The 5,852-nt window shown below is 68.7% G+C and carries 4 protein-coding genes and 1 pseudogene; 4 read left to right on the top strand and 1 reads right to left on the bottom strand.

The features are described 5' to 3' along the window. Nucleotides 1–456, bottom strand: a 456-nt coding sequence (locus tag GA0115259_RS22060) for a LacI family DNA-binding transcriptional regulator (protein WP_141716653.1), incomplete at its 3' end; no start/stop codon positions are given. A 640-nt stretch (nucleotides 457–1,096) separates the two neighbouring features. Here GA0115259_RS22060 and GA0115259_RS22055 point away from each other — a divergent pair. The 4 genes and pseudogenes from GA0115259_RS22055 to GA0115259_RS22040 form a co-directional block, all read left to right on the top strand. Beyond that, complete coding sequence (locus GA0115259_RS22055) at nucleotides 1,097–3,565, top strand: sensor histidine kinase (protein ID WP_093599973.1); 2,469 nt, start codon at nucleotides 1,097–1,099, stop codon at nucleotides 3,563–3,565. After that, nucleotides 3,562–3,966 carry a roadblock/LC7 domain-containing protein gene (locus tag GA0115259_RS22050; RefSeq protein ID WP_093599970.1) on the top strand — a complete coding sequence of 135 codons (405 nt, stop codon included), beginning with the start codon at nucleotides 3,562–3,564 and terminating at the stop codon, nucleotides 3,964–3,966. Before GA0115259_RS22055 ends, GA0115259_RS22050 begins: the two co-directional genes overlap by 4 nt. 150 nt (nucleotides 3,967–4,116) lie before the next feature. Further along, nucleotides 4,117–5,319 carry an ABC transporter substrate-binding protein gene (locus tag GA0115259_RS22045; protein WP_093599967.1) on the top strand — a complete coding sequence of 401 codons (1,203 nt, stop codon included), beginning with the start codon at nucleotides 4,117–4,119 and terminating at the stop codon, nucleotides 5,317–5,319. Between the two features lies 1 nt (nucleotide 5,320). Continuing rightward, nucleotides 5,321–5,852 (top strand): annotated as a pseudogene (locus GA0115259_RS22040) (branched-chain amino acid ABC transporter permease); the annotation flags it as partial.

Here is a 5,852-nt window from a genome sequence, read left to right as displayed (position 1 = left end):
GAGGAAGAGGCAGCCGTCGGCGAGCCGTACCCGGTTCAGGGCGTGCGGCCCGGCGGCCCCCGCGCCGCCCGTGCTGGAGCCGGTGAAGAGCACCAGGTCGTAACCGCGCGCGGCCGCTTCCTGCTCGACGCCGACGAGGAACGGGTAGTACGAGTGCTGCACATCGGTCGGGAAGGTGGAGGTGAAGCTGAAGACCCCGAGCAGGTTGTTGCGCGCGGCGGCCAGCCGACTGGCCGCCGGATCGGGGACGTAGCCGAGGCTGCGTACCGCGTCGAGCACCTTCCGCCGGGTCTCCTCGGAGATCGTGGCGCCCTGCTTACGGCCCCCGAGCACCAGCGAGACCGTGGCCTGCGAGACCCCGGCGAGCCTGGCGACCTCGGCCTGGCGTGGCCGCGACGTACGGCCTGTGGGTGCAGGGGCCCGACCTGGCCGCGCCCGCTTCCTGGGTTCCTCCACCGTGTTCCTCCGGATCGTTAATGCGTATTAGTAATGCGCATTAACGAGTACTGTGGACCTCCGGGACTCAGCGGTCAAGACATCGGTCAAGGCTTCTTCCGGCCTCTTCTTCGGCCCCTTCGCCGACGGCCCGGACCCCCGTCCAGGCGTCGTCGTTCAACGGATCTAACCTTTCCGCAACGAAAGTGGAATACCTGACGACCCGTCAAGTGAATATGCCAGAGGCACCACTTGGACATTCCGCCTGCGGCCGGCCACTCCGTCGCGAAGGGCCGGTGCCCTGGTCATTCATGGTTTCCGCTCGGCTTGGTCGGTCATTCCGATTGACCTCGGGAGGGACTGCTCTCCGGGCATCTGTGACCGGTATTGGATCGTTTCTGCGCTGTCAGGTGCGCGAAATTTTCAACGATGCACGCCTCCGTTGCCACGCGCTACGGCTTAGGATCGGGCCGCGCCGCTGGGGCCTCCTCCGTCTCATCCACAACAATGCGCACGATGCACACCAGTCCCCACTGACGCACCGCTGTCCCCACCGCCTCCACCGACATAGCAGCGTCCCCACCGACACCCCGCCACAACCGTCAACAGGTATCGGCGTGTTACCGATACTCAGCACCGGTTCCGGCGATGGAGCCGCTCAGTGAAAATCAATCGTCGCCTCGCCCTGCTCGTCACCGCGCCTCTCACCGTGGCCGTCGCCTTCTCGGCTCTGGCCCTCGCACCCGCGGCCAGCCACGCGCTCCAGGCCGACCGGCTGGCCGCGATGGTCGAAGTCGCGGCGACCGCAGGAGAGTTGACCCACCAGTTGCAGCGCGAGCGGGCGGCAGCCACCGCGTTGGTCTCCGCACAGGGAGATGCGGAGACGTTCCAGGAAAGTACCAACGCGACCGACATAAGTGTCGCCAAGTTCCTCAGCCAGATCGAGCCCTTGTCCGAGGTGCCCGGCAACGCACAGGGCGCGCTGGACCGTATCGAGCGCTTCATCGACGAGATGCCCTCCCTGCGCGCCCAGGTGCGCTCGGGCGGCAGCACCATCTCCGCGCTCGCCTTCGGCTATCGGATCGTGATCGCCGACCTCAACGGCTACCGCGACGGCATCGCTCAGGCCGAAGGTGTCGACGCCGACATCGCGGACCGGATCCGCGCCGCCGCCGCCTTGTCCGAGGCAGCCGAGTACACGGCCCAGCAGCAGGTCACGGTGGCGAGGGCACAGGCCGCAGGCGGCTTCACGACCGCCTCCCAGCGGACGTTCGACGCCAGCCGGCTGGGCTACACCGAGTCGATCAGCGTCCTGTTCGACCTCGGCCCCGCCCAGTGGCGGACCTGGTTGGAGCGCACCCTCTCCGGCGAAAAGGCGCTGGAGGCCCGACGGCTTGAGGACGAGATCGGGCGTACGGGAACGAACAAGGACATCGAAGTCACCCCGAAGGAGTGGCAGAAGGCTTCCAATGACCGTCAGACGCTGCTGCGTTCGGTGGAGAAGCGGATCGACGAGTCCGTCTTCTCGACGGTCTCCGACGCGCGCGCCACACACATCTGGACAGCCACGGGCGAGGTCACTCTGGTGGTGCTGACCCTGGTCGGCGCCGTCGTCGTGGCCATCCGCCTGGGCCGCGTCATGATCCGCCGGCTGCATGATCTGCGCAACGCCGCGCACGAGGTCGCCCACACCGGGCTGCCCGCAGTGATGAGCGAATTGTCGCAGCCCGGCGCGCTGAGAGGCGCGACACCCGAGCAGGTCGCCCAGCGGTCCGGCAACCCGATCGGAAACACGGGTGGGGACGAGATCGGCGAGGTCGGTGAGGCATTCAACGCGGTCCATCACGAGGCCGTCCGTCTGGCCGCTCAACAGGCCCATATCCACGAGCAGTTCGCGGAAACGCTGGTCGGTGTCGCCCGCAGGGGCGCGCAGTTGACCACCGTCATGGTGTCCGAGCTGGACATGGTGCAGCGCGACGAGGCCGACCCCGCGCGGATGAAGACCCTCTTCGCTCTCGACCACCTCGCCATCCGCATGGAACGCAACACCAACAGCCTTCTGGTGCTGGGTGGTTACGGTCAGGCCCGGGTGCGCTCGCAGGACATCGACTGCTCCACCGTCATCATGGCCGCGGCCCAGCAGATCGAGCGCTTCGACCGCGTGTCGCTCGGCGTCATCGACTCGGAGATCGGCATCGCCGCCCGCGCTGTGCACGACGTGGCGCACATCCTGGCGGAACTCCTCGACAACGCGACCCGGTTCTCGCCTCCCGACAAGCAGGTCGGGGTCGCCGTGTGGCGGCTGTGGGACCGGGCCGTCGTGCAGATCGTCGACGAGGGAGTGGGCATCACCGCGGAACGCCGCGCGGCCTTCAACGCCGCACTGCGCGAGCCGCAGTCGGGCATCGGAGACGTACGGTCCATGGGGCTGCATGTGGTGGCGCGGCTCGCCGCGCGTCACGGCATCGTGGTCGAACTGTGCGACTCGTCCGGCCCCGGCACCATCGCCGAGGTGGCATTGCCCGTGAACGTGCTGGCCACGGCCCCTCGGAAGGCCGTACCGCCGTCGCAGGGCACGCTCGGCGAGGACCGTGACCACGACGGCCGTGGCGTCGATACGCGCCACGAGGCGCCTCGTCCGTTCACACGGCCCGGACAGCCCGGGCGCAGGCGGCCCGGCGGGACGCGCGGCCCGGAGCAGGGCGGAAGCAACCGCGTCACGCCCCCCGGTGGCACTGCCGGAGGCAACTGGTTCCGCGGTGGCGGCTTGGACTCCAGTTCCAGTTCCACCTCCGGCTCCGGCTCCGGCTCCGGCACGCTTGAGCGAGAGCGCGGCGACACGCCTGCCCGGCGTTCCGTGCGCGACGAGCCGGTTTCGCGCATCGCCGGAGTCAGCTCCTCAGGACTGCCCGTACGGCAGCGCAACACCCAGCAGCAGCGGCCCACCTTGGGCAAACGGGACGGCACCGAACAGCGCTCCGGCGCCACCGCGCCCAGACCGTCGCCCCGCCGCCGGGACTCCCGGCAAGTCTCCGACGTCCTGGCGGCCTACGCCCAGGGGATCAACAGGAGCACCAACCAGCGCGGACGTTCCGCCACCGCCGACGACACCGAACGGAGCAAGAAATGACCTCCCCCACCGACCTGAGCTGGATCCTGAGCGGTTTCGCCGGACGTATCCCGGAAGTCACTCAGGCGATAGCCGTGTCCGTGGACGGACTCGCGCTGGCTTACACCGGTGTGGACCGTGACGACGCCGACCGGCTGGCCGCCATCGCCTCCGGCGTCGTCAACCTGCTGTCCGCCGCCGCACAGTTGACGAACACCGATCCCGTCGAGCACAGCCTCACGGCGATGGAGGGCGGCTACATGTTCTCGATGGCCGTCTCCAGCGGCGCCTCGCTGCTGGTGACCACCACCAGGGACGCGGACATCGGTGAGGTCAGCTACATGATGTCCGAACTGATCAACCAGGTCGGCGACGCGCTGTCTCCCCAGGTCCGGGAGCCGAGCACCGAGCTTTCGCACTGACCGCCGGGCCGTTCCCGTACGACCGCGCCACCTGCACCACCCGCTCCGTCCGTACGACCAGCACCACCGCACCACCCGGTCGTCGCCCACGTCGAGCCCGCTCGACAACCACTCGACCCGTTTTGCCCGTTCCTACCGATGAGAGAGCTTATGTTCTTCGATGTGTCCATTTCGCGCCGCCGCAGATTCCGGCCGGCCGGCGCTGCCGCCCTCGCCCTCGGTCTCGCGGCCGTCACCGGGTGCAGCAGTGACAGCGGAGCCGGCGACGACACCGTGAAGATCGGCCTGGTGGCCTCCCTGTCCGGCACCTACAAGCCGGTCGGCACCGACCTGCGAGCCGGCTTCGAGCTGTACCTGGACACCCACGACAACAAGCTGGGTGGACGCGAGGTCGAACTCATCGTGGCGGACGAGGGAGACGGTCCGCCGACCGCCGTTCCCGCGGCCACCAAGCTGGTCAAGAAGGACAAGGTCGACGCGCTGACAGGCCTCGTCAGCGGCGGCTCGGTCAACGCGGTGCTGCCGCTGGTCGACCAGGCCAAGATCCCCTTCCTCGGGTCGAACGGCCGGCCGGTCATCAAGGACCTCGAGTACGTGTGGACGACGAGCTTCCTGTCCGACGAGCCGGGCAAGGCCATCGCCCCGTACGTCAAGGAGAAGGTCGACGGACCGGTCTACGCGATCGGCCCCGACTACCAGGGCGGCTACGACGAACTGCGCGGTTTCACCGACGAGTTCAAGCGCGTAGGAGGTGAACTCGCCAACCCGGACGGCGAGACCACCTGGACTCCGTTCCCGAAGACCACCAACTTCATGCCGTACTTCGCCGAGATCGCCAAGACGGACGCCAAAGCGGTGTACTGCTTCTACGCCGGCAAGGCCGCGATCGACTTCGCCAAGCAGTACGCGCAGTCCGACATCGCCGATCTGCCGCTGTACACGGCCTTCGTCACCGAGGGCAGTGTGCTCCAGGCGCAGGGCGACGCGGCGAAGGACATCTACTCGGTCCTGAACTACGCGGCCGACCTCGACAACGCGGCCAACCGCAAATTCGCCGCCGACTGGACGGCCAAGCACGACACGCAGCCCACCACGTACGCGATGGCGTCGTACGACGCGGCTGCCGTGCTGGACACGGCGATCGCCGATGCCGCGAAGGACGGTGACGTGACGCCGCAGACCATCAACAAGGCCATCGCGGGCCTGGGCCAGATCGACAGCCCGCGCGGCGCCTGGGAATTCGGCGACAAGGCGCACTCGCCGGTACAGGCCTGGTATCTGCGTCAGGTGCGGCCGGACGGTAACCAGCTGGCCAACGTCATGGTCCAGGACCTGGCTACGCTCGGCGGCTGACATGGAACTCCTCGATGCCCACCTCATGCCGGCGGTGGACGGGACGGCCTACGGGCTGCTGCTGTTCGTGGTCGCCGCCGGCCTGAGTCTCGCCTTCGGCACCGCGGGCGTGCTGAACCTCTCGCACGGCACGCTGTACGCGATCGGCGCCTACACGGGGGCCGAGTTGAGTGACGGAACCTGGGGCGGCCTCGCGCTCGGGCTGGCCGCCGGAACCGCGGCGGCGTGCGTCGCCGGAGCGGGGCTGTCCGCCGCGACGGTTCCGCTCGCCAGGCGTGGGCATCTCGCTCAAGCACTGCTGACCTTCGGGCTCGCCCTGGTCGGCGGTGATCTGCTCATCCAGCTCTTCGGGGCGGACGAGCTTCCGGTACGCGTCCCCGAGGCGCTCGACTCCTCGGTGATGCTGCTGGGCCACCGGTACCCCGCGTACCGGCTCTGCTTCATCGTGATGGCCGTGCTGCTCGCCGCTTTCGGCACATGGGTGCTGACCCGGACCCGCGTGGGCGCGGCGGTACGGGCCGCCGCCGACGATC

It is taken from the genome of Streptomyces sp. MnatMP-M17 (assembly GCF_900091995.1).
GTDB lineage: Bacteria > Actinomycetota > Actinomycetes > Streptomycetales > Streptomycetaceae > Streptomyces.
This window is presented reverse-complemented; position numbering and strand designations above follow the sequence as displayed.

Bases quoted from the DNA above. Each gene is read 5' to 3' on its own strand.
- GA0115259_RS22050 (WP_093599970.1), top strand. From the start codon at position 3,562: ATGACCTCCCCCACCGACCTGAGCTGGATCCTGAGCGGTTTCGCCGGA.
- GA0115259_RS22045 (WP_093599967.1), top strand. From the start codon at position 4,117: ATGTTCTTCGATGTGTCCATTTCGCGCCGCCGCAGATTCCGGCCGGCC.